Source organism: Vibrio sp. 1249-1 (assembly GCF_033340495.1).
In genome coordinates this window covers 1-622 of record NZ_JAWOWJ010000743.1, presented here as the reverse complement: position 1 = coordinate 622, position 622 = coordinate 1, and the positions used below count along the sequence as shown (strand labels likewise).

General features: G+C 43.1%; 2 protein-coding genes. Both read right to left on the bottom strand.

All coding sequences use genetic code 11. The features are described from left to right. Positions 1 to 258, bottom strand: a 258-nt coding sequence (locus tag R7Z50_RS28680) for an HlyU family transcriptional regulator (protein WP_318149905.1), incomplete at its 3' end; no start/stop codon positions are given. A 53-nt stretch (positions 259 to 311) separates the two neighbouring features. Further along, positions 312 to 622: late competence development ComFB family protein (locus R7Z50_RS28675; protein WP_318149904.1), on the bottom strand; the 311-nt coding region annotated here is incomplete at its 5' end.

Here is a 622-nt window from a genome sequence, read left to right as displayed (position 1 = left end):
TTGATCGATAAACATTTGAGATTTCTTCAACATCAGCTCGTTTGCATCTCCCTCAGAAGCGAGCAAATCAGAGCGGATGAAACGATGCGTTTTGACTTCTCCATCGTAGGACTTTTCAATGCGCCCTGCGATTCTGTATTGACCGCCTTCTGAAATGCTCTCTTGATAGATCAGAAAGCCTTTGTATTCGACAGGCTCTACCGTTTTTACTTCAGCAGTTTTTTCACTGCCACCAAACAAGCGTGAAAAGAATCCCACGATTCCTCCTTGGGTACGATTACTCTATTGTTTCGGTTCTGCGCAAACGCCAATCACCTAAAGTTGACGTTTAAGATTGGTTTCTCAAACCAGTCCAGCTCTTTGTCATCATCATAACTGGTATGAGAGAAAATGACAGGCACATCATTATCGCGATTCTTACGTCTGTCTTCTAAAATCATAGCGGCAGCATTGTGTACCGCGACATCCACGCTTTGCTTGAACTGAGTGAGTTTTCTTTCCGGTAGTGCAGAGAGAAAATCAATATCATGACGAATATAAACAGGTTTAAGCTGAATCAGCGCGAGACAGGCAATATCTGCCAACTGCTCGTTATCGAATTGAGAAGTGTATTGGTCTGAAC